Origin of the sequence: Prochlorococcus marinus str. GP2 (genome assembly GCF_000759885.1) — a bacterium.
In the GTDB taxonomy this organism is placed as follows: Bacteria; Cyanobacteriota; Cyanobacteriia; order PCC-6307; family Cyanobiaceae; genus Prochlorococcus_A; species Prochlorococcus_A marinus_J.
In genome coordinates this window covers 37,110-60,876 of sequence record NZ_JNAH01000004.1, presented here as the reverse complement: position 1 = coordinate 60,876, position 23,767 = coordinate 37,110, and the positions used below count along the sequence as shown (strand labels likewise).

Annotated in this window: 39 protein-coding genes; 21 read left to right on the top strand and 18 right to left on the bottom strand. The window is 29.6% G+C overall.

What is annotated here, in order from left to right; translation table 11 throughout:
• Positions 1–2: 2 nt before the first annotated feature.
• The 4 genes from EU91_RS05035 (at position 3) to EU91_RS05050 (ending at position 5,286) form a co-directional block, all read left to right on the top strand.
• Complete coding sequence (locus tag EU91_RS05035) at positions 3–1,643, top strand: ATP-dependent DNA ligase (protein WP_032524268.1); 1,641 nt, start codon at positions 3–5, stop codon at positions 1,641–1,643.
• A complete protein-coding gene (locus tag EU91_RS05040) occupies positions 1,640–4,126 on the top strand; it encodes a ligase-associated DNA damage response DEXH box helicase (RefSeq protein ID WP_032524267.1) in 2,487 nt (828 codons plus the stop codon). The genes EU91_RS05035 and EU91_RS05040 overlap by 4 nt, the downstream gene beginning before the upstream one ends.
• Positions 4,127–4,771 (top strand): ligase-associated DNA damage response endonuclease PdeM, encoded by a 645-nt coding sequence (pdeM, locus tag EU91_RS05045; protein ID WP_032524266.1) that lies wholly within the window; start codon positions 4,127–4,129, stop codon positions 4,769–4,771. It begins immediately after the preceding gene.
• Between the two features lie 212 nt (positions 4,772–4,983).
• Positions 4,984–5,286 carry a hypothetical protein gene (locus EU91_RS05050; RefSeq protein WP_032524265.1) on the top strand — a complete coding sequence of 101 codons (303 nt, stop codon included), beginning with the start codon at positions 4,984–4,986 and terminating at the stop codon, positions 5,284–5,286.
• Positions 5,287–5,466: 180 nt separating this feature from the next.
• Here the strand turns inward: EU91_RS05050 and EU91_RS09325 are convergent, their stop codons facing one another.
• From EU91_RS09325 to EU91_RS05090, 11 genes are all read right to left on the bottom strand, one after another.
• On the bottom strand, positions 5,467–5,613 hold the full coding sequence (locus tag EU91_RS09325; RefSeq protein WP_193741598.1) for a hypothetical protein: 147 nt from the start codon (positions 5,611–5,613) through the stop codon (positions 5,467–5,469).
• Positions 5,614–6,006: 393 nt separating this feature from the next.
• Positions 6,007–6,816 carry a phosphate ABC transporter ATP-binding protein PstB gene (gene pstB, locus EU91_RS05055; RefSeq protein WP_032524264.1) on the bottom strand — a complete coding sequence of 270 codons (810 nt, stop codon included), beginning with the start codon at positions 6,814–6,816 and terminating at the stop codon, positions 6,007–6,009.
• A complete protein-coding gene (gene pstA / locus EU91_RS05060) occupies positions 6,817–7,710 on the bottom strand; it encodes a phosphate ABC transporter permease PstA (RefSeq protein ID WP_032524263.1) in 894 nt (297 codons plus the stop codon).
• A 6-nt stretch (positions 7,711–7,716) separates the two neighbouring features.
• Positions 7,717–8,664: a phosphate ABC transporter permease subunit PstC gene (pstC, locus tag EU91_RS05065; RefSeq protein ID WP_032524262.1), complete on the bottom strand. Its 948-nt coding sequence runs from the start codon at positions 8,662–8,664 to the stop codon at positions 7,717–7,719.
• A 105-nt stretch (positions 8,665–8,769) separates the two neighbouring features.
• Positions 8,770–9,741 carry a phosphate ABC transporter substrate-binding protein PstS gene (gene pstS, locus EU91_RS05070; RefSeq protein WP_032524261.1) on the bottom strand — a complete coding sequence of 324 codons (972 nt, stop codon included), beginning with the start codon at positions 9,739–9,741 and terminating at the stop codon, positions 8,770–8,772.
• Between the two features lie 169 nt (positions 9,742–9,910).
• Positions 9,911–10,264 carry a c-type cytochrome gene (locus EU91_RS05075; RefSeq protein WP_032524541.1) on the bottom strand — a complete coding sequence of 118 codons (354 nt, stop codon included), beginning with the start codon at positions 10,262–10,264 and terminating at the stop codon, positions 9,911–9,913.
• A 54-nt stretch (positions 10,265–10,318) separates the two neighbouring features.
• Positions 10,319–11,374, bottom strand: a complete 1,056-nt coding sequence (locus EU91_RS05080) for a potassium channel family protein (RefSeq protein ID WP_032524260.1) — start codon at positions 11,372–11,374, stop codon at positions 10,319–10,321.
• A 182-nt stretch (positions 11,375–11,556) separates the two neighbouring features.
• Positions 11,557–11,688: a hypothetical protein gene (locus EU91_RS09630; protein ID WP_275040658.1), complete on the bottom strand. Its 132-nt coding sequence runs from the start codon at positions 11,686–11,688 to the stop codon at positions 11,557–11,559.
• 76 nt (positions 11,689–11,764) lie between these two features.
• Positions 11,765–12,118, bottom strand: a complete 354-nt coding sequence (locus EU91_RS05085; RefSeq protein ID WP_032524259.1) for a DUF1499 domain-containing protein — start codon at positions 12,116–12,118, stop codon at positions 11,765–11,767.
• A 121-nt stretch (positions 12,119–12,239) separates the two neighbouring features.
• Positions 12,240–12,377, bottom strand: a complete 138-nt coding sequence (locus EU91_RS09320; RefSeq protein WP_193741597.1) for a hypothetical protein — start codon at positions 12,375–12,377, stop codon at positions 12,240–12,242.
• A gap of 96 nt (positions 12,378–12,473) precedes the next feature.
• Entirely contained in the window at positions 12,474–12,857 is a 384-nt protein-coding gene (locus tag EU91_RS05090) for a hypothetical protein (RefSeq protein WP_032524258.1), read from the bottom strand.
• 283 nt (positions 12,858–13,140) lie between these two features.
• On the opposite strand from EU91_RS05090, the gene EU91_RS05095 reads away from it, so the two are divergent.
• Complete coding sequence (locus tag EU91_RS05095) at positions 13,141–13,452, top strand: DUF3303 domain-containing protein (RefSeq protein WP_011818215.1); 312 nt, start codon at positions 13,141–13,143, stop codon at positions 13,450–13,452.
• Between the two features lie 310 nt (positions 13,453–13,762).
• Here EU91_RS05095 and EU91_RS05105 read toward each other — a convergent pair whose 3' ends face one another.
• Positions 13,763–14,005: a hypothetical protein gene (locus tag EU91_RS05105; RefSeq protein WP_032524256.1), complete on the bottom strand. Its 243-nt coding sequence runs from the start codon at positions 14,003–14,005 to the stop codon at positions 13,763–13,765.
• A 20-nt stretch (positions 14,006–14,025) separates the two neighbouring features.
• Complete coding sequence (locus EU91_RS05110; protein ID WP_032524255.1) at positions 14,026–14,262, bottom strand: hypothetical protein; 237 nt, start codon at positions 14,260–14,262, stop codon at positions 14,026–14,028.
• A gap of 533 nt (positions 14,263–14,795) precedes the next feature.
• On the opposite strand from EU91_RS05110, the gene EU91_RS09625 reads away from it, so the two are divergent.
• The 5 genes from EU91_RS09625 (at position 14,796) to EU91_RS05125 (ending at position 16,203) form a co-directional block, all read left to right on the top strand.
• Positions 14,796–14,921 (top strand): hypothetical protein, encoded by a 126-nt coding sequence (locus tag EU91_RS09625; RefSeq protein ID WP_275040657.1) that lies wholly within the window; start codon positions 14,796–14,798, stop codon positions 14,919–14,921.
• 288 nt (positions 14,922–15,209) lie between these two features.
• Positions 15,210–15,461, top strand: a complete 252-nt coding sequence (locus tag EU91_RS05115) for a hypothetical protein (RefSeq protein ID WP_032524254.1) — start codon at positions 15,210–15,212, stop codon at positions 15,459–15,461.
• A gap of 16 nt (positions 15,462–15,477) precedes the next feature.
• The gene (locus EU91_RS09315; protein ID WP_012007524.1) at positions 15,478–15,633 is read left to right on the top strand and encodes a hypothetical protein; all 156 of its coding nucleotides are present in this window, start codon (positions 15,478–15,480) and stop codon (positions 15,631–15,633) included.
• 88 nt (positions 15,634–15,721) lie between these two features.
• Positions 15,722–15,949 carry a hypothetical protein gene (locus EU91_RS05120; RefSeq protein ID WP_032524253.1) on the top strand — a complete coding sequence of 76 codons (228 nt, stop codon included), beginning with the start codon at positions 15,722–15,724 and terminating at the stop codon, positions 15,947–15,949.
• Positions 15,949–16,203 (top strand): hypothetical protein, encoded by a 255-nt coding sequence (locus tag EU91_RS05125; RefSeq protein WP_032524252.1) that lies wholly within the window; start codon positions 15,949–15,951, stop codon positions 16,201–16,203. Before EU91_RS05120 ends, EU91_RS05125 begins: the two co-directional genes overlap by 1 nt.
• Positions 16,204–16,734: 531 nt before the next feature.
• Here EU91_RS05125 and EU91_RS05130 read toward each other — a convergent pair.
• Positions 16,735–17,400 (bottom strand): SDR family oxidoreductase, encoded by a 666-nt coding sequence (locus EU91_RS05130; RefSeq protein WP_032524251.1) that lies wholly within the window; start codon positions 17,398–17,400, stop codon positions 16,735–16,737.
• Positions 17,401–17,572: 172 nt separating this feature from the next.
• Between EU91_RS05130 and EU91_RS05135 the strand changes: the two genes are divergently transcribed.
• From EU91_RS05135 to EU91_RS05155, 7 genes are all read left to right on the top strand, one after another.
• On the top strand, positions 17,573–17,779 hold the full coding sequence (locus tag EU91_RS05135; protein WP_032524250.1) for a hypothetical protein: 207 nt from the start codon (positions 17,573–17,575) through the stop codon (positions 17,777–17,779).
• A 61-nt stretch (positions 17,780–17,840) separates the two neighbouring features.
• Entirely contained in the window at positions 17,841–18,029 is a 189-nt protein-coding gene (locus EU91_RS05140) for a hypothetical protein (protein ID WP_032524249.1), read from the top strand.
• A gap of 380 nt (positions 18,030–18,409) precedes the next feature.
• Positions 18,410–18,622 (top strand): TIGR02450 family Trp-rich protein, encoded by a 213-nt coding sequence (locus EU91_RS05145; protein WP_032524248.1) that lies wholly within the window; start codon positions 18,410–18,412, stop codon positions 18,620–18,622.
• Between the two features lie 98 nt (positions 18,623–18,720).
• Positions 18,721–18,894, top strand: a complete 174-nt coding sequence (locus EU91_RS09310; protein ID WP_193741596.1) for a hypothetical protein — start codon at positions 18,721–18,723, stop codon at positions 18,892–18,894.
• A 510-nt stretch (positions 18,895–19,404) separates the two neighbouring features.
• Positions 19,405–19,659 (top strand): chlorophyll a/b-binding protein, encoded by a 255-nt coding sequence (locus tag EU91_RS05150; protein ID WP_032524540.1) that lies wholly within the window; start codon positions 19,405–19,407, stop codon positions 19,657–19,659.
• A 96-nt stretch (positions 19,660–19,755) separates the two neighbouring features.
• Complete coding sequence (locus tag EU91_RS0108525) at positions 19,756–19,953, top strand: hypothetical protein (RefSeq protein ID WP_032524247.1); 198 nt, start codon at positions 19,756–19,758, stop codon at positions 19,951–19,953.
• 6 nt (positions 19,954–19,959) lie between these two features.
• Positions 19,960–20,142, top strand: a complete 183-nt coding sequence (locus EU91_RS05155) for a hypothetical protein (RefSeq protein ID WP_032524246.1) — start codon at positions 19,960–19,962, stop codon at positions 20,140–20,142.
• A gap of 731 nt (positions 20,143–20,873) precedes the next feature.
• On the opposite strand, the gene EU91_RS05160 is transcribed toward EU91_RS05155, so the two are convergent.
• Positions 20,874–21,164: a DUF1651 domain-containing protein gene (locus EU91_RS05160; RefSeq protein WP_032524245.1), complete on the bottom strand. Its 291-nt coding sequence runs from the start codon at positions 21,162–21,164 to the stop codon at positions 20,874–20,876.
• 191 nt (positions 21,165–21,355) lie between these two features.
• Here EU91_RS05160 and EU91_RS05165 point away from each other — a divergent pair, with 191 nt between their 5' ends.
• From EU91_RS05165 to EU91_RS05175, 4 genes are all read left to right on the top strand, one after another.
• Complete coding sequence (locus tag EU91_RS05165; RefSeq protein ID WP_032524244.1) at positions 21,356–21,592, top strand: hypothetical protein; 237 nt, start codon at positions 21,356–21,358, stop codon at positions 21,590–21,592.
• A 69-nt stretch (positions 21,593–21,661) separates the two neighbouring features.
• Positions 21,662–21,919 carry a hypothetical protein gene (locus tag EU91_RS0108520; protein ID WP_032524243.1) on the top strand — a complete coding sequence of 86 codons (258 nt, stop codon included), beginning with the start codon at positions 21,662–21,664 and terminating at the stop codon, positions 21,917–21,919.
• 30 nt (positions 21,920–21,949) lie between these two features.
• Positions 21,950–22,153, top strand: a complete 204-nt coding sequence (locus EU91_RS05170; RefSeq protein ID WP_032524242.1) for a hypothetical protein — start codon at positions 21,950–21,952, stop codon at positions 22,151–22,153.
• On the top strand, positions 22,154–22,903 hold the full coding sequence (locus tag EU91_RS05175) for an NAD-dependent DNA ligase (RefSeq protein ID WP_032524241.1): 750 nt from the start codon (positions 22,154–22,156) through the stop codon (positions 22,901–22,903).
• Positions 22,904–23,044: 141 nt separating this feature from the next.
• Here the strand turns inward: EU91_RS05175 and EU91_RS09305 are convergent, their stop codons facing one another.
• The 3 genes from EU91_RS09305 to EU91_RS05180 are packed head-to-tail and all read right to left on the bottom strand — an operon-like array spanning position 23,045 to position 23,620.
• Positions 23,045–23,194, bottom strand: a complete 150-nt coding sequence (locus EU91_RS09305; RefSeq protein WP_193741595.1) for a hypothetical protein — start codon at positions 23,192–23,194, stop codon at positions 23,045–23,047.
• Complete coding sequence (locus EU91_RS09300; RefSeq protein WP_193741594.1) at positions 23,184–23,324, bottom strand: hypothetical protein; 141 nt, start codon at positions 23,322–23,324, stop codon at positions 23,184–23,186. Before EU91_RS09300 ends, EU91_RS09305 begins: the two co-directional genes overlap by 11 nt.
• Positions 23,321–23,620 carry a DUF1651 domain-containing protein gene (locus EU91_RS05180; protein ID WP_032524240.1) on the bottom strand — a complete coding sequence of 100 codons (300 nt, stop codon included), beginning with the start codon at positions 23,618–23,620 and terminating at the stop codon, positions 23,321–23,323. Before EU91_RS05180 ends, EU91_RS09300 begins: the two co-directional genes overlap by 4 nt.
• Positions 23,621–23,767: the final 147 nt, after the last annotated feature.

The following is a 23,767-nucleotide window of genomic DNA, read 5'->3' as shown; positions in this document are numbered from 1 at the left end:
ATATGAGCTTAAAAAATTTTTCACAATTATTTGCGGATCTTGATTCAATTAATAGTACAAATAATAAAATTGAAGTTTTAAAAAGTTATTTTTTATCAAATGAACCAATAAATAATTCATGGGCAATATATCTATTAACTGGAAAAAGTAGAAAGAGATTTATTAGTGGAAGATATTTAAAAAATATTTTTTCTCAACTATATGATTATCCACAATGGTTAATTGATACATGTTATTTAAAAGTTGGTGATTCTGCTGAGGTAATAACGTTATTACTTAAAAATAAAACTAATTCTAGAAATAAGAAATTATCAAATATAAGTCTCAATGAATTACTAAGCAAAATAATACCTGAATTATCAAAACTTGATGAGGTGGAGAAAAATTTAGAAATTAAAAATCTTTGGGAAACATTGCCTGAAGATAACCATCTAATTTTTAATAAAATTCTTACAGGTACTTTTAGAGTTGGAGTCTCTATTGGATTAATCATAAAATCAATATCAAAACTAAATAATATTGATGAAGAAATTATTTCTCATAGGTTGATGGGTAATTTCAAACCTTCAATTGAATCATATGAATTTTTAATTAACAAGAATATCAATCTTCAAGAATTAAATTCCAAACCATTTCCATTTCTACTGGCAAATACCATTGAAGATAAAATCTTCAAAAATTCAATAAATGATTTTCAATTTGAATGGAAATACGACGGTATTAGGATGCAATTAATTAAAAGATCAGGCAATGTTTCTTTATGGACAAGAGGGCAAGAATTAGTAAATGAATCTTTCCCAGAATTAGTAGAGAAAATATCACATATAAAAGATGATTTTGTTCTTGATGGGGAATTATTAGTTTGGAATTTTAAACAACAAATTGCATTTGATTTTTCTTTTCTTCAAAAAAGAATAAATAGAAAATCTCCTACTAGATCAATCCAAATAAAATATCCAATCATTTTTATTGCTTATGATCTTTTAGAGATTAATGGAAGAGATATAAGAGAAATTAAATTAGAAAATAGAAGAATTTATTTAGAAAAATATTTTTTAAAATGGCAAAAGCAAACTGAGAATAATATCTCTGATATTTTCAAAATATGTGATTTAATATATCCTAAAGATTGGTCTGATGCTCTAACTTATAAAGAAAAATCTCGAGAAAATAATACTGAAGGATTAATAATTAAGAAAAAGACTTCTATATATGCGTCTGGGAGAAAAAAAGGTATTTGGTGGAAATATAAAGTTGATCCTATGCAACTGGATGCTGTTCTAATTTACGCTAAAGGCGGCAGCGGTAGAAGAGCTGGTCTTTATACAGATTATAGTTTTGCATTATGGAAAGAACAAGAATTAATTAAATTTGCAAGTGCATATTCTGGTTTAACGAATATTGAGATAAAAGAGCTAGATAAATGGATCAGGAAAAATACAATAGAAAAATTTGGTCCTGTTCGATCGGTAAAACCAGAAATGGTATTCGAAATATCTTTTGAGAAAATACAAATTTCAAAACGTCATAAGTCAGGCATAGCAGTAAGATTTCCAAGAATAACAAAATGGAGAAAAGATAAAAAAATTAATGATGCAGATAGCCTAGAGAATGCTTATAAACTGATGAAAAAAATATCATGAAAAATATTACGCAAAATAGTAAGCAAAATTATTTAATTTCTAAAATTAAACAGTTTTTCTCCTCAAATGGATGGGAGCCATTACCCTATCAGATCGAATCATGGAGAGCATTTTTAAATGGAGAGAATGGAATAATACAAGTTCCCACTGGATGCGGCAAAACTTATGCTGCATTAATGGGGCCTCTATCACAGATAGAAGATCCAAAAAATCAAAAAAGTGTGAATATATTGGTAATAACGCCTTTAAAAGCCCTAAGTAGAGATTTAAAAAATTCCATACAGTTAGCAGCTTTGCATTTTAACAAAGAAATCACTGTTCAGATTAGGAATGGGGACACCACACCATATGAAAAGAAAAAGCAGTTAGCTAAACCACCTAATATTCTTATTACAACTCCAGAGTCTTTATCTCTTTTACTTTCTAATAAAGAATCAAATAATCTTTTTAAGGATTTGTCTTCAATAATTATTGACGAATGGCATGAATTGATGGGTAGTAAAAGAGGAAACCAGTGCGAATTATCATTAAGTTGGCTAAGAGGCAATATAAAAAATTTACAAATTTGGGCAATGTCTGCAACTATAGGGAATATCGAAGAAGCGGCAAGAGCAATAGTTGGTATGAGCGCTATTAAACCCAAAATTATAAGTACAAATATTCAAAAAGAGATTGAAATTATAAGTGTTTTACCAGAGGAGGAAACGACATTTCCATGGAGTGGTCATCTAGGGATTAGAAGTCATTCTTCACTTTTAAAAATATTGGATAAAAATAAAAGTACCTTATTATTCACCAATACAAGGAATCAATCTGAAAGATGGTATCAATGTCTTAAATTTTTTCTCCCAGAGATGAAAGACAAAATCGCACTTCATCATGGCTCCCTTGATAAAGAAGATAGGGAAAGAGTTGAAGAAGGGGTTAAAGACGGATTAATAAAATGGGTAGTTTGCACCAGCTCTTTAGATTTGGGAGTTGACTTCCAACCTGTAGACCAAATAGTTCAAATTGGTAGTGCAAAAAATATCGCTAGACTTATTCAAAGAGCAGGAAGAAGTGCGCATAGACCGGGTGGAAAATCGAAAATAATTTTTATGCCTACTAATTCTTTAGAGTTATTTGAGATTAGTTCAATGAGAAGAATTATAAAAAGGGGAATATATGAAAAAATAAGACTTCCTGAATTATCTTATGATGTTTTGCTTCAACATCTAATAAGTTTGGCATGCGGGAATGGCTTTGATCCGAAAATTGAGAAAGAAAGAATTAAAAGTTGTTGGAGTTATAGAAACTTAAAGGATCAAGATTGGAATTGGTGTATTGACTTTTTAGAATATGGAGGAAAATGTCTTAAAGCATACCCAAAATATAAAAAGATAGTTAAACAAGAATCACAAAATAATAATGAAAACTTTAAATATTTTGTAAAAGACAAATCTTTAATAAGAATGCATAAGTTCAATATTGGGACAATTACAAGTGACAAATTTGTGAATGTCAAATATACGAAAGGTAAATCCTTAGGTAATTTGGAGGAGAATTTTGCTTCAAAATTAAATCCCGGAGATACATTTTACTTTGCCGGCAAAATGCTTCAATTTGTAAGAATAAGAGATATGATTTTGTACGTTAAAAAATCAACAAAAAAAAGTTCTCTAATTCCTGCATGGGTTGGAGGTCAAATGGCAATTTCTGATCTACTTTGTGAGAGTTTGAGAAAAGAAATAGATATATGCAACGGACTAGAAAATTATGATTGCTTAAATCCAGAACTCAATTCATTACGCCCAATATTGAAGAAACAAAAAGTTCTTTCAAATATTCCAAAGAATGATGAATTCCTCATAGAAATATATAAAACCAAGGGTTTATCAAATCTTTTTGTTTTTACACTTGATGGCAAATTTGTAAATGAAGGAATTGCATTTTTATGGGCTTTGAGATTAGCAAAATTAAAACAATCTACATTTAGTATTACTGCCAATGATTTTGGATTCAGCTTAACCACCTCAGAAGATTATGATTTTTCCATAATAAAAACAGAAGCTGATTACTTTTTGAATAACAAAAAATTAGAAGAAGATCTAGAAAATGCAATTAATTTTTCAGAATTAACAAAACGTAGATTTAAAAATATTGCCCAAATAAGTGGACTTGTGAATCAAAATAATCCAACTAAAACAAAAACCTCCTCTCAACTTCAAATAAGTTCAAGTCTTTTCTACGATGTCTTTACTAAATATGAAGAAGGCCATCTTTTGATAAAACAATCGCATCAAGAAGTTAAAGAATATCAATTAGAAAATAAAAGAATATCTAGATCATTAGAAAGATTAAAAAATTTAAAAATGCTATTAAACGAGATAAAAACGCCAACTCCTTTTGCTTTCCCTTTATTAGTTGAAAGACTTAAAAATACTTTAAGCAATGAACCAATAGAAAAAAGAGTAGAAAAACTTATAAAAAAATATAGTGATTAAATGAAAAAAAGTTCTTTTAAATTTTATTGGGAAGATATATTGCTTGAGATGCTTCCTTCAAGATCCTTATTTCTACCTGAAACAAAAGAATTGTTGATATGCGATATTCATCTTGGGAAAGCTGATTATTTTCAGCAAAATGGTATCCCTCTTACTAATAATTCAGATGAAAACAACTTTACAAGAATAAAAAAAATAGTAAAAAAACATAGTCCTGAAAAGTTAATAGTTTTGGGGGATTTATTTCACAGTAAATTTTCAATAGATAAAACTCTTCAAAAAAAAGTTGAAAATCTTCCTAAACTACTACAAATTAATGTTGAACTTGTCCTTGGAAATCATGATGCAGGTTGTGATATTAAAAATATAAAAATTTTTGATATTAAAAAAACAAAAAATATTATTTTCAGTCATGAGCCAGTTGATTTAGCTGATAATAGAATTTTGAATATTTGTGGACATTATCATCCAAAACTCTATTTGAGAAACAAAGGGGATAGTTTATCTTTTAGGTGTTTTGCCATGGATAAGAATAAAAATACTTTATTTTTGCCAGCATTTGGAGACTTAACGGGAGGCTATCCCTGTAAAAAGTCATTTAGAAAATGGGCAATTGTTTCTGAAGAAGAAATAATTGAATTATGATTGTTAGCTCAAAAGCCTATTAATCTGTATTAAATTTTGCATTTAAATATACTTATTAATACTTAGAAGTCTCAATTAACATTTTCACCAATTAATTTAAATATATTTGTTTTTAATAAGTAAACATAGACAATTTTAAAATATATACATCTAATGACCCTTTCTTTACCTCAGAATCCACGTTATAAAAAAATTAGACGCATTTTATAGAAATGAATAAATTTATAGCTTTGATTTTTTTTTCATTAATTATTTTTCCATTAAAGACAAATGCTAATGAGAATTTTTCAGTTGAGATAGAGGCCCTAAAACTTGTAATGGAAAAATATAAAGAAGATACTAAATCTAATATTGAATTAGATGTAAGCAATAAAAAACCAATTTACATGGCTCTTAAACAAGACGAATGTAATGCGACCGTTGAGGTTACAGAAAAAACAGGCTTAGAAATTGTAAGCACTGAATTCTTCGATGTAAATGTCTGCAAGAAAGAAATATATAAAGTTATCAACTAAACAAGCAAATAATATTTCTAAAAACACAAATGATTGAAAGAGGTCTTTTACTTAAAGAAGGTAAGACCCCGAGACCTAACAGAAAACTTTGGAACGGGTTCTGCATACCCAATTAATAACTACAATGAATTTGTAGAGGTGTAATTAAAAGTACAAAACTAAAAATTATTTTTTAAATAATTACTTCTTCTTTAATAATGTTTGTGATTCTTTTCTAGACATTAAAGCTTCGATTTGAGCCAAAACTTTTTGAAGTTCATCCGTTTTTGTAAGAGATGCTTCTGCTACTTCTCTTAATTTTTCTAACTGTTCTTTAGTTTTATCCATGATAAATAAATTAGAAATTAACCAATTTTAAAAATGGGTTTAATACAGATTTTTCACTCCCACACAGATTCATATTCTCTCTTTTTTTTATAAAGTCAAATAAATCTGCCTTTATTAAGGTTTTATGAGGACTTCCAAGTAATTCTTTATTCAATATTGAAACCATAAGATTACATGAAGTAGAAAAACTCTTAAATTATGAAGTAAATACAGGTAATCCTATTGTTGCAGTTGTTATAAGAGCCCCTGCAAAAATCAAGAAAGGTAGAAAAGGGTAGTTTTTCAACGATAAACTTGCTAATTCGAAATAACTATATAGGTATTTATACTGTTTGTCTACCCTTTATCCGTTTTAAAGCTAAAAATCTTTCTTTTAAAAGTAAAAATTAAACATTAACCAAATTTACCAGATATGTATTCCTGAGTAGTTTTTTCTTTTGGAGAGTTAAAAATTTTCTTTGTCGAATTAAATTCGGCAAGATAACCAACCTTCCCTCCATCACCATCTTCATACTCAATAGCATTAAAAAATGCAGTCATATCACTTACTCTTAATGCCTGTTGCATATTATGAGTAACGATTATTATTGTGTAATTCTTCTTAAGTTCGTGCATTGTCTCTTCTATTTTCAAAGTAGAGATAGGATCCAAAGCTGAGCATGGCTCATCCATTAGAATTATTTCAGGTTCAATTGCAATCGTTCGAGCAATACATAATCTTTGTTGTTGTCCACCAGATAAAGAGTAACCACTATCATTTAATTTATCCTTACATTCGTCCCATAAAGCGGCTTTTCTCAGTGAACTTTCTACTAGTTCGTCCATATCTCCAGTAAATCCATTAATTCTTGCTCCAAATGCAATATTTTCGTAGATAGATTTCGGGAAAGGATTTGGTTGTTGAAAAACCATTCCAATTCTTCTTCTTACTTCAACTGGATCTACTCTTTTATCGTAAATGTTTGTTCCATCAAAGAGGACAGTTCCTTTTAACGAACAATTAGGAATCAAATCGTTCATCCTATTTAATGATCTAAGGACAGTTGATTTACCACACCCGGAGGGACCAATAAGGGAAGTTATATTTCCTTTTTTAAAGTTACAAAAAACATTTCTTACAGCTTCAAAAGTTCCATAACTAATAGAAACATTCTCAAGAGATAAAATGATATTCTTCGGTATTTTTTTATTAGTTTTAATCATTTATACTCTCTTGGTTTTCTCAGTAAAAGCAGCCAATATCCTTGAAAATATATTTACTGATAGTATCGACAAAACAAGAATAAAGGAAGCTGCCCAGGCTAGTTTATTCTGTGCATCGTATGGTTCTAGAGCAAAGTTGTATATCAATACGGCCAAGGAGCCCATCTCATAAAACAAGTCGCCAAAGCCTGTTATGTAGTAGTAAGAGAATAAAGCCGTAAATATCAAAGGTGCTGTTTCACCTGCAGCTCTTGCGATACCAAGTACAACGCCAGTAGCAATAGACCTAAAGGCAGAGGGCAAAGTAACTTTCAATATGGTGGTATACATACTTGCTCCAACACCAAGAGACGCATATCTCAACTCATTTGGTACCAACTTTAAACCTTCGTCAGTGGTCTTGATCACAGTAGGCAACATCAATATTGAAAGCGCCATCCCTCCAGCTAAACCGCTGTACATACTCCCAAACAAGATCTTTGTAGAAACAATTAAGGCATAAATAAAGACACCCGCAATTATTGAGGGGACTCCCGCCAGAACATTAACTCCGAATCTAATAAATCTTGAAAAAGCTCCGCCTTTAGAGTATTCAGCTAGATATATTCCACCACCAACTCCTACTGGAATGGCGATAATTGAAGCAATAGTAGTAATTATTAATGTACCTATTAATGCAGGGTTAATACCTCCTGCATCCAAATCATCTCCTGGAGGATTTGGTTCCAAAGTAAATAATTCTGGTGTGATTTGAGCTCCACCTTTGTAAAGGATATAAGTCACTAGAAAAATCAAAGGGAGTATTGCTATCAATGCACAAATTACTGATAAAGAAGTAAAGAATTTATCTCCTATATTTCTTGATAATCTTTTCTGGTAATAGAGTGAATTCATAATTATCTAATATTTGAGACTAAATTTCTTAACTAGCCACTGCGCAAAGATATTGACCACTAAAGATAGGATCATTAGTACAAAAGCTGCATAAAATAGTGATGAAACCTGACTTCCATCAGCCTCACCAAACTGATTTGCGAGCATGGAGGAAATGGTATATCCAGGAGATAATAGAGACCAACTAAATGCATTTGAATTACCAATTATCATTGTGACAGCCATTGTTTCTCCCATTGCTCTACCTAAAGCAAGAAGAACACCTGCCATAATTCCTGATAATGCTGCCGGTAAAATCACTGAAAATATTGTTTTCCATCTACTTGCTCCAATTCCGTAGGCTGCATTTCTAAGCTTTTTAGGAACCTGATTAAGTGAATCCCTTGCAATGGAAGTCACTATTGGCAAAAGCATTACTACTAAAATCAATATTGCTAACAAAGAATTCCTACCTGTTGGTTCTGTACTGAATAAAGGAATCCAACCAAAGAAATTATGTAAAAAGACAAAAAAGGCTCTAAAAAAAGGTTCCATTACAAATATTGCCCAAAGTCCCAATACAACAGATGGAATAGCTGCTAATAATTCAACAAAAGAACCAATTATTTCTCTAAAAACTTTCGGCACAAAGTCCTCGGTAATAAATATTGCAGTTCCAACGCCCAAAGGGATAGTTATTAATAACGAAAGAAATGAAGTTACCAATGTGCCATAAATTGCAGTAAAAGCTCCGTATTCATCTTTTACTGGGTTCCATTCAGAGGTTACTAAAAACTTCAAACCATACCTTGAAAAAGATTCAAATGACTGGAAAAAGACTACTAAAATAATTCCTAAAAGTATTATTGCTACGAAACTAGACAAGACTAGGGCAGTATTCTTGAAGATAATATCTATATTTTTTTCGATACCGAATCTTTTACGATTCTTGAAAAGAGTTAATTTCTCTTCCATTAAAAAAAGAATATCTCTATAAATCTACTACTAAATGCTGTAAAAGACTTTAAGACGACTTAAAGGTATATGAAAGTCATGATAATTTGACATCTATCTAAAAATTTAACTACCTATTTTTTCAACGGCAGCTCTTGATTTCAAAAGGATATTGCCTTTTAAGGGGATAAATCCAAGGGATGAAGCCTTATCTTGATACTCATCACTTAACAATGCATTAAGGGCTTGTTTGATTGCTTTAGTATTTCTACCATTACCTTTTTCGTAAGCAAGTATCCATGTCAATGAAGTTATAGGGTACGCTCCTTTCGCCGTTGGATTAGGATTTTTACCCGCAAGATTTTCATCTAAAGTAATACCATTAAGAGCTTTAGCTCCTGATTCTGCAGATGGTTTTAGAAACTCCCCTGAAAGATTTTGAAGTGCAGCAGCCTTAACATTACCTTTAATATATGACTGATTTACATAACCAATTGTGCCTGGAGTGTTTTGAATTACACCTGCAACACCAGAATTACCTTTTGCTCCAACGCCTGCTGGCCACTTAACTGATTTACCAGTTCCTAAAATCCATGTTGGAGAAAATGCTTCCATAGAGTTTGTGAAAGCCTTAGTAGTTCCTGAACCATCAGAACGATGTATCCAAGTTAACTTTCCTGATTTACAGCCTAATTCTTTCCAGTTTTTAACCATACCCATTGCAACTCGTACTGCTTGCTCTTGAGTAAGTTTCAAATCGCAATCATAGTTATAACCAAAAGCAATAGTTCCTCCAACCATAGGAATCTGTACTAAACCTCTTGATACCTTTTCTATATCCTTAGCCTTCATAGGATCATCAGAAGCACCAAAGTTTACGGTTTGGTCTATAAAAGCTTTTCTTCCAGAGCCCGAACCAATTGCCTGGTAATTAACCCTTGGTCCGCCTGATTTCGCCAAGTCAAAAAACCACCTAGTATAAATTTTCGAGGGAAATGTAGCACCTGCTCCGCTTAATCTTTTTGAAGCAATCGCATCTTGAGAGAGAACTAATGAGATAGCAGAAGAGAAAATAAAGATTTTTTTTAAAATGCCCACTTTGTAATGAGAAACGAGTCTGTTAAATATAAATTACAGCCAAGAAGTAATTTAAAAATCAAAAGATAAATAAATCAAATTATTTTGATATATAAAATTATTATGTATATATTGGCATTAAGAGCTCAGCTAATAGAAGTAAAAAATTTGCAAGAAGTACGCTTTTCATTTATTCCCAACCCTTTTCTGCATTTTGAATAATCCACTGTGCAAGAACCTTATCCTCTCCTTCCTTCAATTTATTTTTATAACCCTTCATAAAACCAATCCCATCATTAGCAATTTTTGCTATTGAAATCTCATCTGCTATTCCTCTTTTTTCAAGGTCGGAAAGTTTTAATGATTTGGATCCTTTAAGAACGACTGATCCACCTCTTACATGGCAGCCTGCGCAAACATTTCTAAAAATTGTTTCTCCATCTCTAATATCAGAAGCCATTAGAAATCTATTTTGCAAAGAAGTTTGAAAAACAATTATTAAAGTTATTACAGGAATTACAAGTAGATATTTAAATATTTTCATTTGATTTATTGCACTCACAACTAATTTAGCTATTAATTCTTAATCTCGATCTATCTATTTTAATAGTTCTACTGCTACGACAAGATTTCCTAATAATCCGTTCAAAATATTTAGTTGTTCTTTACTACCAAATGCTATTAATACCTGACCTGGCTGAAGTATAAAGTTACCACCAGGATTAGTGAACAACTTTTCATTTTCTTTAATAGCTAAAATTTTTGCACCGCTTTTTTTTCCTATTCCAAGTTCAGAAAGTGATCTTTTCTCTGCTGTTTCAAAAAGACTAATATCATTACTTAATTCAAATTCTTCAATTTCACATTCACTTCCTGCGAGCAGATCAAGGAAGTCGATAGCTATTGGTCTTAAAGCCATTGATGCCATTGCTCTTCCTGCAGCTATATAAGGACTTACAACTATACTTGCCCCGGCTAATCTCAACTTACTTGCGGCTTCTTCAGTCCCAGCTCTTGCAATTACTCTTATAGAACTTCTTATCCCTTTAGCGCTTAAAACCACATATAAATTAGCAGCATCATTGGGCAAAGTAACAACCAAACTTTTGCATTTTTCTAATCCTGCCAGTTTTAAAGTCTCATCAAGAGTTGCATCAGCACAAAGAACTTCTAAACCTTTTTCTTCAGCAATCTTTTTTCTATCTTCATCGCTCTCAACCACAATAATTGGAATATTTTGCGTTTTTATTTGGTTAGAAATTTCCTGACCTACCCTCCCATATCCGCACAAAATTACATGATTTTCCATTTTTCTAAGAAGTCTTTTAAAACGTAATTCGTTTACTCTTTGAAAATAGCCAGATTCGAATAATCTTACAGCTTTTTGAAAGGTAAATTGAATAAAGATCAATCCGCCAACGATTACTAAAACAGTTACTATCCTGCCTTCAGGACTTAAAGGTTGAACTTCTCCAAAACCAATAGTAGTTATTGTGATCAGAACCATCCATAAGCAATCACTCCATTCCCATCCCTCTGTTATTCGATAGCCAATTGCACCTAAAAAAAACAGAAAGAATAAAGAATAAATAAGACCAAACCAAGGCCTTAAATAGTCTTTAATAAAATAGAACTCAAATAATCTAAGCTTCATATCACTTATTATCGTTAACTATTCAAAAATTTCAAAAAAATTTTCTATTATGTTTCTAAAACTTTTTATTTGTTTAAGTGAAATACATATTAAGCAGGATAATAATATTTATTTTCGTAGCTGTATGCATTAAACAAATGATTACCGTCTCAGGTCTTTTTTAATGTTTCATTAAAATTTATTCAAGGTTTTACTTGTACTGATTCAATAAGAAAATCAGAAGCTGCTCTTAACCAATCAGCGACTGTAAGACGAAGGTCAGGTTGAGAATACACAAGAGCTACAATTATTCCAACTAAGATTATCTTAACCATGTCAGTTCAATATTCTTATGAATTAAAGCACAACTATTTAGTAAAAAGAACCTTAAATTTATAAAAAACAGATTAATTAAAATTTCTCTAATTGATTAAACAAGTATTCCGCTCGTCTTAGATTAACGCCTAAATCTGATTGACCTAATCTTGCTGCAGATCTTATTTGAATGATTCCTTTTGATCTGTCTACATAACTTCTTACATCAAGCTTTAAAATTTCAAGGTCATCAGGAAATCTAAAAATCAAGCTTCTACAAACACCTCTCCAATAATTCCTTCCACTTTCAATGACTTCTGTACGAGGTAATCCTTCTGCCAGAGAAACAAGTTGAATAAACTTTTGATCAACATTTATGAGTTTCTTTTCTATTAAGACACTATTTAATGGATTGGTTATTGGAGCAAGACCTTGAATGGAAGAAACCATATTTTTTAAGAACGATTTAATTGTTCTAACCGATTTCACACACAAAGTGAGAGAAAAAAGTAAAGAATTTTCCCATAAATTTGATCTCTTTATAAAAATTCCTTATTTTGTGATCAAAATTCTAAAATTTGAGATTTTTTATTGTTTTTTTTGATAGAGATGGTTGCCTGGATTGTTTTCTATTTATTTTCCTAACCCATAAAAAAACTACAACAAACAAAAATATTTCAACAACAATTCCAACCTTTATTAGAATCATTTTTTATCCTCTTTCTTCTTGTTGGTACCCTCAATGTATGGCACAAGAATATTTAATAACCACTTTTTAAATGAATTTAACGGTTTCATAATCTTTTTACTTGCCTTTTCTCCACAAACTCCTCCCTTTAATGAGATCCTCTATATTTGGCCAAGCTGCTATTAATTCTTTAATTGCCTTCCTGTTAGGAGTATAGAAAACACATGACAATGCACTTATTACATAAAGTATGAACCATAACTTACTTTCTGAATAAGCTAAAAACAAAGAGAAAAGAAAACTTCCAATAAAGAAAAAGAAAAATGACCTATTTAGTATTTCTAATGGAGTTCTTTTAAGTCTGTAAAATTTAATCTTTTTAATATCTTCTTCAGTATCTTTCTGAAATTTACTTTCGTACGAATTAATTATTTCTTCTTCTAGAACTTTTTCATACTCTAAATTATCAATTGGATCGCTTTGATCCTTTTTATTTTTCATTGGTATCTAAACAGTACAAATATGGTAACTAATTTAAGGTATTTTAAAAAGTATCAAATTTTATCTCTTAACTGGAGCTATACGAACAGATCATGGTTATGAAAATACTTCAAGATTGTCCTATTTATAAAAGATAAATTAGTCAAAATATTCTTTTTGATTTTCCCAAATCTTTCAGACATTTAAAACAATCGCTTCTATAAACTTGATAGCATTAATTAAATTAGGAGGCAATATCTAAATCTATAGTTAAAATAGTTTAAAGATTTTAATAATAATCTATATGCAAAGGTATTTGATTTCCTACGAATTTACAGATGGCGAGGATCAAGAAGAAGGAGCAGAAATGCTAATTAATTGGTACGAATCAGGTGGTCCCCAAAATAGACCTGAGAACTATGAGGTTCATTCTTGGATTTTTATGGTTCAAAATGGGATTGGACATTCTGTAGTAAGTGCAGATTCTCTTGAGACAATTTGGAAGCAATGGCATCCCTGGAGAAGGTTAATGGATATAAGTATTCAGCCGTGTATGGATCTTGATGAGACAGTCGGATTATTCAAAAAACAAAAAATGAATACACGGATAGTCTAAAAGTATTTCTAACTTCTAAATAAAAATTTCTTTTTAGTAGCACCTAATACTACATACATATTTCACTGCGTTAAAAAGGATAAGATTAATTTTCCATGATGAATGATTCTTATCACATTTACTTCAAAGGAGAAATTCTTTTCAAGAATTTAAGTAAGGATGAATTTGAATTTGTTTGGGGAAAACTTTATACATCTTATATAAATGCCCTAAATAAAGAGCTAACCTACGAATTAATAAGCGAAAACAATATTATAGAGCCGGCGCTAAACCTTGAGCCATCCTACTAGATTAAGAACTAAATCCTAGATTATGAATAAAACAAGAAAAGCTGTTTCTCTTTTATTTTTAAGTACTCTTTCACTTCTTTAGTTATATCCAAAGCAATTTTATTTGCCTCATTTTCGACACTCGAACTATAAGTTTCAAAGTCTTCCTCTCTTTTAAATAGGGCAACAATGCCAATATCTGTTATGAACCAAATAAAATGATCAGTTTCTCCAATTGGCAACTCTTTTAAAGAGTCAATAATCAAATCACAGGTTGGATCCATTTAATTGTTCTTTAGGGCTTTTAATTGCCCCCATTGCAATACCTTACGGCCTCAGAATTGGTACCACCATCTTCAATAATTTCTACAACACATTTATTGAAAAGTTTAGACTCTTTTTTTACAGAACAGAATCCAAAAGCGATTGCAACTAAAGCTATTGCAGATACGAAACTAGAGCCCAGTTGTATAAACCCGTAGGCAAACATGATGTTTTTCTTTCCAGAACATTTTTTTGAATCTTTTTTTTCTTCTGTCATTTAAAATTTTTCAATTATCTCAAATGTATTTGATTAATTTTTGTTTTGAAAAATCTTTGAATAGAGAAAACCGAATTAAAACATTTTTTGATCAGCTATGGCAAAAATTAAAAATTTCAAGTTTAGTTTGATTTTTCTTCACTTTAATTTTCAAATTGATACATATAAAGAAAAAACTTTTTAAATTTTTTATCAACATGTGCTTCTGGAAGAGAATTTTTATCTTTAAAAAAAAGGAATGATCCCACTGTTATAACAAGTGATTATGATGCTTTTTAAACTATATTTTATTTTTTTTGATGAAATATTAATACTTAAAAATTTTTCCAGAAAAGCTTGTTTTGATAATGCTCCCGAAGAGTTATCCACTATTTAAGCATTTTTCAACAGGGTTTTCCACAATATGTTGATTAAATTTGAATTTCTATGTGCAAAATAAAATATTATCTTCTTTTAAGAAAAACTATCCACAAATTTTTTTAGAGATCTCTATGATTTCATTTGTCTTTTAATAATTTTTAATTTCCAATTCTATGAATATAAATGAGACAAAAAAGGATTTAAATTCCGAGACTATTAAAGAGTTGGAAAAATCTAAGCTTAAAGTTTTAACTAAAGAAAATGATTTTTTAGTCAAAAACCTTAAAAAGGCTGGATAATCCTAGAGCTTAAAAATATTTTTAAACAATAAATTTCTTAATTTTCTTTATAAGACGAAATTATATTTCTTGAATGATCACCCTAAATAGTTTAAGGTTTTCAAATATAAATTTTCTATTAAATATACAAATTAAAACTCTTGATACCAACCATATAAGACAAATCCTAGTTATATTATTTTAATCTCAGTAAGAGATCAGATTAGAAATATAGACGGGAAATCAAAAGTTTTTCAATTATTTAAACATTTGGCTTTTCCTATATTCGCATTTTAGTTTCTATAAAAAATGAATATCCAAGAACTTAAAGTCAACTACAAAAAGCTTTTAAACAAAGCCGCCAAGGCAAACGGTCGTAAAGAAACTGTTTCTTACTTAAATCGTGCTGCTAAAATTAAATCAAAAATCTATTCAAACACTAAGGTAAATTGTTTTAAATGTAATGGAGCAGGTTTTCTAAGAATTTCATTAGATGAGACTAAAACATGTTTATCTTGCTACGGGAAGGGTTTTTTGGTTAAAAAAATTCAGCAGGTTTAAAAAAATTTGATTGTTCATGAAAGATCTCATTCAAGCCCACAAAAAATTAATTAAAACAGTAAAAGAACAAATGGGATTTTCTGATTACGGGATGTACTGGTTGGCTTTCCTAGAAGGGGGTTTAACTATATGGTTGCTGGATAGAATATTTTTCCACTGGTTAAAGTTTTAAATTTTTTTATGTCAAAAAAATCTTCGAGTATTAAATAAATTTATTTATCGAAACCGTTAAAAAAGTTATAGCATAGTAAAAAACCAACATGCAATTACTGGGATTAATTCTTCTTCTAGCTAGTAGCTGGTACTTATGGAAATTAACATCAAACTTTCTTGATGAACCAACAAAAAAAGAGCTGACTAATAGTTTTAATAATCTCAAAAATAAATTCTCTGAGGGTAAACAAAATTTATCTAAAGCAAAAATAAGCGAAGCTTGGGAAAAATACAAAGAAGAAGGTGGCGCTTTATCTAATAAAGACAAAAGCTAGTGGACTTTTTTATAATTACAAGTCTCACTAAAGATATTTCTAAGATTGATCTGATTGGTATTTTGATTGGTCATTTAATTTTTGGTGTTGCATTGACTCAGCTTTTAGATTGGACTTGGTTGAAAAACCTTATGAGTGAGGAAGATCGAAAAAGAATGCTTAAAAGTTATACATGGAAAGACTTATTAGTTGATGGAGCAATTGTTACAGTAGTTCTAGGAATAATCTTTTTAATAATTAGCATTTTTCTATAAATGAACGTAACTTATATACTTTTAGTTTTTTTAATGATATCAATTGTGATTTTCACTCAAATAATAAATTCCTTCAATAAATCAAAATAGATGACAGAAATAACAAGCAACTCCTCAACTGGGTGGTACTTAATCGCTGTGGTAAGCACTTTATCTTTTTTAGCCTTAATTTACTTCGGCCAAAAAAGATAGGGTAAATTTTGAAAGACTATTAAAATTCAAAAAAAAACTCTGCAACTACTTGAGATGCAGAGCTACTAATTATTAAGTGATTGTTTTATATAAATCTATTAATTATAAAACCTTTTTTCTTAATTAAAGAAAAAGAGACCGATGAATGTGATGAAGATACTGAATTCACGGCCCCTTTGGTAACCGCATTTTTCGGTAGATACGACAATGAATCACCTCCTTTACTAATGTTTTTTTAAAGATAACTAAAAGAATTAAACAAGGAAAGAAATTCGCTAAAAATTTAAAAGTTTTTTAACAAATTAACAATATAAATCTCTCCAATCAAAGGTTAAGACATTACCAGGGCAAAACTTGTCCGTTGGCATGCCAAAAAGTACCCGAATTATTTTTATTTAAAGAATCAATACGTTTTAAAAGGCCATTTGCTGATTCTTCAGGGCTAATTCCATTTCTTGTAAAGCCAGTCATTCTTGTACTCACTAAACCAGGATGCAAAATAGCTACATGAATATCTTCTCTAGATAAATCTACAGAAAGTGATTTTGCTGCCATGGACAAGGCGACTTTAGACATTCTGTAACCATAAGAACTTCCAGAAGTATTATCTTCAATAGATCCCATTCTACTTGTGATAAAAACAACTTTAGAAGATCTTTTTAAAAGATGTTTAAGAGATTGAGTCATACATATTGGGCTCAGTGCATTGACTTCAAATTGACGCAAAATACTTTTTTTATCTAAGCTTTCGAAAGAATTATATTCATAAATTCCTGCATTATGAATTAAACAATCTAAATTAACTCCAGATAATTTTTTACACAAATTTGTTATGGACTCATTAGAAGAAATTTCTATATTTTCTTCAATTCTGACTCCTAAATCTCTAAGTTCTTTTGAAGATTTCCTACACGTTGCAATTACATTATCTCCCCTCTTATGAATTTGCCTACATAATTCTAATCCAATGCCCCTATTTGATCCTGTAATTAGATAATTCGGCATCTTTAAACTAAAAGTAAAAAATTAATCTAAATCCAAATATAAAAAAAAACAAACTAGAAAAAGAAAAAATTTATAAAATTACTTATAAGATTTTTTAAGGTTATGATAGGTTGTGATGTTTAAAAGATTTTTAAAAGAAAGTCAAGATATTTTTATCATCGAAATTTAATGTATGGAAATTTCCAATCAAGAATTAATACAAGAGATTATTAGGTTAACGTGGAGAAATCCTGCTTTCATGGCTGTAGCTATTGCATTAGTTTGGCTTATCCCACAATTATTTATCAGAAAAATAATGGCAAAAAAATATGAACAAAGAAAAATAGAAATTCAGAAAAATAAAATTCAAAAGCTTTACCCAACCAATACTCCTAAATAAGATTTTTATTTATAAGATAGTTTAATGAATCAAAAAAATACTTTTGGCATTTAAGTAAGATATGACCTACAAAATAGTTAGAATTGATGGAAAAGATGATGAATTAACCGCTCAAAGTTTTGATAAGTATTCAGATGCGTACGAATTGTTAGAGGATTTATATGGAGATTTATGTTGTTCGGATGCTGATTATGGAGATATAACCTATTACGATATTGTGGAAAATAATTTAAACAATATTAATGGATAATAAAGAATGGGCTCCCAGCCAAGAAGAAAATTTAGGGGTAATAAGCGTATATGAATTCATTAAAGAAGAACTTTCAGAACTTTAAAAAGAAACTGGATGTCCCGATTCATTTATTTATGATTTTATTGGCAAAATTCAGAATGAATGGCATCCTGAATCTTGCCACTCCATAGTTAGAAATAAAAAAAGTAAAAATTAGAAAATATTAAATCTTCAACTCAAATTTATAAAACCATTTTAATGTAATTTTAATTTAAAAATATTAAAGCATGATTATTAGAATACTAGGTATCGTACTTATCCTCGGTACGATTGCTTATTATGGTTTAGTTTTGACTGGGCAAAGCAACCTTTAGTTTTTTCAACTTTTAAAATTTCTCATGAAATGGCCTCCTACTCTTTGTTGGACAGCACCAAAGACTATTAATGGTAATAGGCATTTTCAAGTTAAAGCTTATGGTGGTAAAAATGAAGATAGATGGGTTGATATTTTTCCTACCAAAAATAAAAAAGATATTAAAAGGATCCTATGGGCAAAACTAAAATCAGAATGGACTTCTGGATGGATAAGGCTCCCACAAGATAAAGATTAATTTGTCTATGTAAACAAATACTATTAACAAGAAAACTGTAAAAAATAATACCTAATACAAGAATAATAACTTCTAAAATTTTTAAAAATATATTTAATATGAATCCAGAACAGAAGAAAAAATTGCCCAATAAAAAAGTTATAAGTTCAGCAAAATTTGAGGCTAAAGAACAATTCACAAAATCTGCATTAGAAAATTTAAAAACAGAAAATGAAAGGCTTGTTAATTCGTTAAAAAAATCTGGGGAAATTAAAGAATCAAAAAGAAAATAGACTTACAGTATTAAAAAATTTTTATTATTATAGAAATTTATAGATTGAGAAATGATTGAAAAAATCTCTCTAGCAAATTCTCATTTACCTCAACTTGTTGGGTTCGTACTGATGTCAATTGGTTATACATTAGGCAATAAATTTTACCTTCCGGAAATCAAACAGAAGTAATAAATTTAGTTATAAATATATATTAAATTAACGTTCATAGTAAAAATTCTTCTGAACTTTATATGATTAGAAGAATAAAACTTTAAGTACAATTCTGCAATTAAATTAAGACTACTCTTAGGATATAATTGATACATAAATGTGACATTTTAGTCTTTAATAATGTGAAATCCAAAGAAAAAGTAAGAATTCATACTATTTTTTTTTAAATATGTTACATTTGTTAATAATTCAAGTTAAGGTTTCCTCTTTCAACAACACAGAAATAAGGAAATGTTTGATACAAACAACTGTCATTTATTCTTTGGCTTACTAATCGATCTCATAGGGAATATAAAAATGGATGCTCTTACTAGTTTTATAGTTGTTATCATAGCAATTACAATTCAATTTTCCTTATACGCCTTAAAAAGGCTACAGGAACCTTTAGAACCAAATTATTTGATAGATAAAAATTCTAAAAAAATAAAAAATTATATGGGTAAATTTTGGAAAAATGCAGAAATAACAAATGGGAGATTAGCTATGATTGGTTTTTTAGCTTTAATAGTGAACTACGGTTTTTTTGGGTGGATAATACCTGGTTTTATTTAAATTATCAATTTATTAAAGTTTAAAAGAAAATAAATCTCTCGTTCAAAACAAACTCGCCTTTTAAAAAAAAAATTTTTATTATAAGAAAAAAAACAATTGAGTAACTCTGATTTTGATAAAAATGGATTAGACAGCTTTGGTATACATTGGCTCCAATATGCTGCTTTCGCGGTCTCTGGTTTTGCTATATTTACAACCTGGGCGTTTTTTTATGATGAAAGATTCCACAACTTTTTAATGAATATTTTTAGGGTTATTAACTGCAGTGGTTTTAACTGTAATGGAGCATTTTAAAATTCTATGGCTAATCCAGACCAAAAAACAATATTAATAGATGATGCTTATGAAGAAATAAAAAACATTTGTATAAATCTTCAAAAAGATACTGATACTTCGAATTTAGAAGTTAAAAGTTTATTAAAACTAATTATGAATGAATGGGAAGAAAAGGAAGAACAAAAAACTGGTTTTGGATTCAGGTAAAGTTTGCCACTTTCTACAAGTGACTTTGACATCTAATTATTTCAATATGAATACTTTCTAATTTTAAAAATTTAATATTCATAATTTAACGTTTTTAAAATAATTAAAAAAGGAATGAATTTCTAATAGAAGATTCATTCCTTATTTAGCATTAGTTTTATTTAGATGTAAATTTTTTTTAATCTGATTCCTCTGGTGGACTGTCAATCATTTGATCCCTCCGATTCAATAAGTTAAACCTACGCCATACATATAAAGAAAGTAAATCAGTAAAAATGCTGATTTATCTTTTTCTAAAATGTTTGTATTAAAGAAGCCAATTCTGGTGCATCTAATAAAAGTGCAAAAAATGTAAGCACTACTAATAAAAATATGGAAAAGTAAAATTGAATCATTTTTTCAAATTACTTAAAAAGAATTTTTTGAGTTGTATAAAATATTGCTTTATTTACATAATAAAATATCTCTGCATAGAAAAGTTTAATTAGAGAATAATTAGGATGCTTCAGGAGAAAAAATCATCCTATTTTTTTGCCAATACTCACAACCTTTAATTAAATGATCACCCTGTGGTATGCGTTTTTCGTATCTTGGACAAATCAAGATAGTAGCAAAAGTTTCTGTAGTGCTGTAGCGAAAGTGATTGCATGTAATACAAATCTTTGTCCGTTTTCGTTTTAGGGTAGATTCTTTTAGGTATTCCCATTTTGACGGATTTACCTTGATCATGATTACTGGAATTTATTAGTAACAATTTGCCAACCTCCTGAAATTAATTCATTCCATGTTTCACAAGCACATTCAATAGAGTGAATTCTTGAATTTTTAATTTGGGCTGGTTCACCTAATTCATTTGCAAAGAAAAGGTGAGTATATACTTTTAAGTTATTAGATACAGATTTCTTATAACTCTCAAAAAAAATTAATAAACCACTCTTTTGGTTAAACAACCAGCCAGTTGGGGGGTCAATAAGGCTGCCACGATAAAAATTAGTCCGAACATTAGCAACTCCTGAAGTCATGAAAATAATACAGTTGTACTATTAATATAAATGTACTACTTGCCCACGTCAAGTCCTCCTGCAAGTAATTATTTAAATACTCAAATTACTTCCCAGAAATAATCAGTTGTAAACTTCTTATTTGGTAATAGTGTATACAAGTAACTTCTTAAAAAGGAAAATATGATTTAAGAATATACTCAAAAAATATAATGTATCGGAATCCCTTCTATCTAGGATGGAATAAAGGTTGGTCTTTCCTATTTTTTTTAGAGGGTGGCACTCCAAAAATTGAAGCAAAAGGTTTTGGTATTTCTATTACAACAAAAGTTGAGAAAGGAGAATCACTTTTAGAATCTGCCGATAGATTAGTCTCGAAAGAACAAAGGATTAGAAAATCAAGATATTATTCTTGGATTAGATCTGTTAATGAAAAAACAATAAATTAAGAAGTCCATCAATTATTTAAGTAATTTATTGACAATCAATTTAAAATAGAAGTTAGATAGTTATTTTTCGTGTCCAATAAATTTTATACATGGTGGAAAAACCACAGAAAAGTTTTAACCTATGGAACTTTTATCATTTTGTTTGGTTTTTATTTATATCCTGTTGTCAAAGAGGTAAAATATAAAAACGAATGTATCAAATACTCAACTAAAGGAGCATTGACTAAATTTAATAAAGACGATATTGGAGAAACATTATTAGAAGAAACAGGTTTGAACATTGATGAACTAGCGAAGATTGAAGGTTATAAGAATTGCATTAATTAAAAAGTTTCAAAAATTACGCTGATTTTTTAAATGATTAAGGATATTCAACTTATTTTTTTAATATTATTATTTGCATTTATATCAATAAGTCCCAAAACAAGATATGTGATTGGCATATCTCTAAAACAAATTTCTTCATTTCTTTTATGGACTTTAAAATATTTAGATAGAGAAAAATGGATCATAAATAAATCAAATTGGGTTCCTAGCCAAAAACTTAAGAAATCATATTAAATGAAGACTTATTTAGAAGAACGAATTGAATGGTATGACGATAATTATAGAAATGGCAATGCTTTAATTTCTGATAAGCAGTTCGACCAACTTGAAAAGAATCTATTAAGAACAAACCCTAATTGTGATTACTTTAAAAATAAAAATAAGCTAGTTTTACCTTCATTAGAAAAAGATTCAATAGATGAATTTTTGAAAGGATTATTAGCAGATACCAAATTATTAATTGAACCTAAAATTGATGGTTGTGCTGTTGCTTTGCAATATAGTGATGGGATCTTGAATAAAGCAATTTCAAGAAAAGGAGCTGACGTTACTAATAAACTGACAAAAGTTAAAGACATTCCCAATTATCTTCCTTTACGTGGAGTGCTTCAAGTTAGAGGTGAATTATACGCACCCAACCAAAGTCCAAACATCTCCCAGAGAATAGCTTCTGGATTTCTCAGAGCTAGAAAAGGATTTCCTGAAAGTCTTAGCTTCTGCGCATTTCAAATACTTAATTCAACACTTAACCAATATGAATCCAAAAAGAGCCTTTCTAAGCTACGCTTCACAATCCCTCAGGATATTTCATGCAACTTCACAAGCCAAGTTCAAGTATTTAGAAAAAAATGGCTAGAAGGGAATCTTTTTAGGGAATATCCTACAGATGGAATAGTAGTAAAGATAAATTCCAGAAAATTACAATTAATTAGAGAAAAATCAAATTTAGATTATCCTTATTGGCAAGTGGCAATAAAGAGCTAATGGAATTAGTTCACCAGATTTTTCCTACTTGGCATATTTACTTGGACATGTTTTTGGTTGGCTTTGGAACTTACAGTTTTCTAAGAATTAAGAAAAAAATAAAAACCAAATAAATAACTCATAAATAAAGTTTCAAAATCATCAATGGTCCTGAAGCATGGATTTAAGTTGTTCGCTATCTAATTGTTCGAGATAATTTCTCATTGCCAACCAAGATCTTCTGCTTTCTAACTTTCCACTTTGTTTAAATAAATTTGCAGAAACTTGATCTATCAATTCTTTATGAGTCATGTTTATATTCTTCATCAAGTTCCACGACAACACCATTAAAAAATTCTGCTAATAATTTTGATGGGTCTTGCATAGATATCTTTCTATCTAATTTTGATAGTTTCTTTTTGATTGGATTTAAGTTAGTCATACTGATTCAGGTAATTCAAGTTCTTCAAAAGTCCAACCTTCTAATTGAAGGTCATGCCATTTATCCCAAGCATTATCCAAATACATTTGAGTTGATGATTTAATTGCCCTTGGCTCACCAAGATCATTTGCATAATATGTATGAGCAAAAATTCTCATACTACTTCTTGGAGATTTTTTATTCCTTGTAAATAAGATTAATCTGCTGCGGTCTGGGCTAAGCAACCAACCACTTGGGGACTCATTACGATAACCGTAAGAAAAATTAGTCCAAACATTAGCTCCTCCTAAAGTCATTAATTAGTAATACATGTGTACTATTAATATAAATACATTTGAAATGGATCGTCAAGTATTTTAGTAAACAAATTATTTACACTGACAGAGAATAAAAACAACTAAGGTATTCCTAAAAAATAAAATACCTACCAAATGCCTGTTATT

What these genes read in the sequence shown, in the direction of transcription:
- EU91_RS05035 (WP_032524268.1), top strand. Translation starts at nt 3, where the DNA reads ATGAGCTTAAAAAATTTTTCACAATTATTTGCGGATCTTGATTCAATT.
- EU91_RS05040 (WP_032524267.1), top strand. Translation starts at nt 1,640, where the DNA reads ATGAAAAATATTACGCAAAATAGTAAGCAAAATTATTTAATTTCTAAA.
- pdeM (WP_032524266.1), top strand. Translation starts at nt 4,127, where the DNA reads ATGAAAAAAAGTTCTTTTAAATTTTATTGGGAAGATATATTGCTTGAG.
- EU91_RS05050 (WP_032524265.1), top strand. Translation starts at nt 4,984, where the DNA reads ATGAATAAATTTATAGCTTTGATTTTTTTTTCATTAATTATTTTTCCA.
- EU91_RS09325 (WP_193741598.1), bottom strand. Translation starts at nt 5,613, where the DNA reads ATGGATAAAACTAAAGAACAGTTAGAAAAATTAAGAGAAGTAGCAGAA.
- pstB (WP_032524264.1), bottom strand. Translation starts at nt 6,816, where the DNA reads ATGATTAAAACTAATAAAAAAATACCGAAGAATATCATTTTATCTCTT.
- pstA (WP_032524263.1), bottom strand. Translation starts at nt 7,710, where the DNA reads ATGAATTCACTCTATTACCAGAAAAGATTATCAAGAAATATAGGAGAT.
- pstC (WP_032524262.1), bottom strand. Translation starts at nt 8,664, where the DNA reads ATGGAAGAGAAATTAACTCTTTTCAAGAATCGTAAAAGATTCGGTATC.
- EU91_RS05075 (WP_032524541.1), bottom strand. Translation starts at nt 10,264, where the DNA reads ATGAAAATATTTAAATATCTACTTGTAATTCCTGTAATAACTTTAATA.
- EU91_RS05080 (WP_032524260.1), bottom strand. Translation starts at nt 11,374, where the DNA reads ATGAAGCTTAGATTATTTGAGTTCTATTTTATTAAAGACTATTTAAGG.
- EU91_RS09630 (WP_275040658.1), bottom strand. Translation starts at nt 11,688, where the DNA reads ATGGTTAAGATAATCTTAGTTGGAATAATTGTAGCTCTTGTGTATTCT.
- EU91_RS05085 (WP_032524259.1), bottom strand. Translation starts at nt 12,118, where the DNA reads ATGGTTTCTTCCATTCAAGGTCTTGCTCCAATAACCAATCCATTAAAT.
- EU91_RS09320 (WP_193741597.1), bottom strand. Translation starts at nt 12,377, where the DNA reads ATGATTCTAATAAAGGTTGGAATTGTTGTTGAAATATTTTTGTTTGTT.
- EU91_RS05090 (WP_032524258.1), bottom strand. Translation starts at nt 12,857, where the DNA reads ATGAAAAATAAAAAGGATCAAAGCGATCCAATTGATAATTTAGAGTAT.
- EU91_RS05095 (WP_011818215.1), top strand. Translation starts at nt 13,141, where the DNA reads ATGCAAAGGTATTTGATTTCCTACGAATTTACAGATGGCGAGGATCAA.
- EU91_RS05105 (WP_032524256.1), bottom strand. Translation starts at nt 14,005, where the DNA reads ATGGATCCAACCTGTGATTTGATTATTGACTCTTTAAAAGAGTTGCCA.
- EU91_RS05110 (WP_032524255.1), bottom strand. Translation starts at nt 14,262, where the DNA reads ATGACAGAAGAAAAAAAAGATTCAAAAAAATGTTCTGGAAAGAAAAAC.
- EU91_RS09625 (WP_275040657.1), top strand. Translation starts at nt 14,796, where the DNA reads ATGAATATAAATGAGACAAAAAAGGATTTAAATTCCGAGACTATTAAA.
- EU91_RS05115 (WP_032524254.1), top strand. Translation starts at nt 15,210, where the DNA reads ATGAATATCCAAGAACTTAAAGTCAACTACAAAAAGCTTTTAAACAAA.
- EU91_RS09315 (WP_012007524.1), top strand. Translation starts at nt 15,478, where the DNA reads ATGAAAGATCTCATTCAAGCCCACAAAAAATTAATTAAAACAGTAAAA.
- EU91_RS05120 (WP_032524253.1), top strand. Translation starts at nt 15,722, where the DNA reads ATGCAATTACTGGGATTAATTCTTCTTCTAGCTAGTAGCTGGTACTTA.
- EU91_RS05130 (WP_032524251.1), bottom strand. Translation starts at nt 17,400, where the DNA reads ATGCCGAATTATCTAATTACAGGATCAAATAGGGGCATTGGATTAGAA.
- EU91_RS05135 (WP_032524250.1), top strand. Translation starts at nt 17,573, where the DNA reads ATGGAAATTTCCAATCAAGAATTAATACAAGAGATTATTAGGTTAACG.
- EU91_RS05140 (WP_032524249.1), top strand. Translation starts at nt 17,841, where the DNA reads ATGACCTACAAAATAGTTAGAATTGATGGAAAAGATGATGAATTAACC.
- EU91_RS05145 (WP_032524248.1), top strand. Translation starts at nt 18,410, where the DNA reads ATGAAATGGCCTCCTACTCTTTGTTGGACAGCACCAAAGACTATTAAT.
- EU91_RS09310 (WP_193741596.1), top strand. Translation starts at nt 18,721, where the DNA reads ATGAATCCAGAACAGAAGAAAAAATTGCCCAATAAAAAAGTTATAAGT.
- EU91_RS05150 (WP_032524540.1), top strand. Translation starts at nt 19,405, where the DNA reads ATGGATGCTCTTACTAGTTTTATAGTTGTTATCATAGCAATTACAATT.
- EU91_RS05155 (WP_032524246.1), top strand. Translation starts at nt 19,960, where the DNA reads ATGGCTAATCCAGACCAAAAAACAATATTAATAGATGATGCTTATGAA.
- EU91_RS05160 (WP_032524245.1), bottom strand. Translation starts at nt 21,164, where the DNA reads ATGACTTCAGGAGTTGCTAATGTTCGGACTAATTTTTATCGTGGCAGC.
- EU91_RS05165 (WP_032524244.1), top strand. Translation starts at nt 21,356, where the DNA reads ATGTATCGGAATCCCTTCTATCTAGGATGGAATAAAGGTTGGTCTTTC.
- EU91_RS05170 (WP_032524242.1), top strand. Translation starts at nt 21,950, where the DNA reads ATGATTAAGGATATTCAACTTATTTTTTTAATATTATTATTTGCATTT.
- EU91_RS05175 (WP_032524241.1), top strand. Translation starts at nt 22,154, where the DNA reads ATGAAGACTTATTTAGAAGAACGAATTGAATGGTATGACGATAATTAT.
- EU91_RS09305 (WP_193741595.1), bottom strand. Translation starts at nt 23,194, where the DNA reads ATGACTCATAAAGAATTGATAGATCAAGTTTCTGCAAATTTATTTAAA.
- EU91_RS09300 (WP_193741594.1), bottom strand. Translation starts at nt 23,324, where the DNA reads ATGACTAACTTAAATCCAATCAAAAAGAAACTATCAAAATTAGATAGA.
- EU91_RS05180 (WP_032524240.1), bottom strand. Translation starts at nt 23,620, where the DNA reads ATGACTTTAGGAGGAGCTAATGTTTGGACTAATTTTTCTTACGGTTAT.